The 953-nt window shown below is 42.5% G+C and carries 1 protein-coding gene and 1 pseudogene; both read left to right on the top strand.

What is annotated here, in order from left to right; all coding sequences use genetic code 11:
* Nucleotides 1–286: pseudogene (locus tag RAC86_RS39165) on the top strand (tRNA uridine-5-carboxymethylaminomethyl(34) synthesis enzyme MnmG); the annotation flags it as partial.
* 13 nt (nucleotides 287–299) lie between these two features.
* A partial coding sequence (rsmG, locus tag RAC86_RS39160) for a 16S rRNA (guanine(527)-N(7))-methyltransferase RsmG (protein WP_377887003.1) occupies nucleotides 300–953 on the top strand: 654 nt, incomplete at its 3' end.

The following is a 953-nucleotide window of genomic DNA, read 5'->3' as shown; positions in this document are numbered from 1 at the left end:
GCAAGACGTGGCAGAACAAGTAGAAATCCAAGTGAAATATGAAGGATATATTGAAAAATCCCTTCAACAAGTGGAAAAACTGAAGAAGATGGAAAACAAAAAAATTCCGGATCGAATTGATTATGACGCAATCAAAGGGATCGCGACTGAGGCGCGACAAAAGCTGAAAAATGTGCGTCCTTTGTCTGTTGCCCAAGCTTCCCGTATTTCCGGTGTAAACCCGGCGGACATTTCAATTCTATTGGTGTATTTAGAGCAGGGACGCATTGCGAAGATAGCCGAGTAGAAAGGATGACGGCATGAATATTGAAGAATTCACTTCTAGTTTGGCGGAAAAAGGGATCTCCCTTTCTCCCCGTCAGCTGGAGCAATTTGAGCTGTATTACGACATGCTGGTTGAATGGAACGAAAAAATCAATCTGACTTCAATTACAGAGAAAAAAGAAGTGTACCTTAAGCATTTTTATGATTCCATTACAGCTGCTTTTTATGTCGACTTCAATCAAGTGAACACGATTTGTGATGTCGGAGCGGGAGCGGGTTTTCCGAGTCTTCCGATTAAAATATGCTTTCCGCACCTCCATGTCACAATCGTGGATTCACTAAACAAACGGATTACGTTTTTAGAAAAGTTGTCTGAAGCTTTGCAATTGGAGAATACGAACTTCTGCCATGACCGAGCTGAAACATTCGGACAGCGGAAAGACGTACGGGAAAGCTATGATATTGTGACGGCGCGAGCAGTTGCAAGACTATCTGTTTTGAGCGAACTTTGTCTGCCTCTGGTGAAGAAAAACGGTTTGTTTGTTGCTTTAAAAGCCGCATCAGCTGAAGAAGAACTGAATGCCGGCAAAAAAGCAATCACGACGCTTGGAGGAGAACTTGAGAATATCCATTCCTTTAAGCTGCCTATTGAAGAAAGCGATCGTAATATTATGGTGATACGCAAGACT

It is taken from the genome of Bacillus sp. LR_5 (assembly GCF_042709275.1).
The sequence above is the reverse complement of the archived record's forward strand: the minus strand, read 5'-3'. Positions and strand labels throughout refer to the sequence as shown.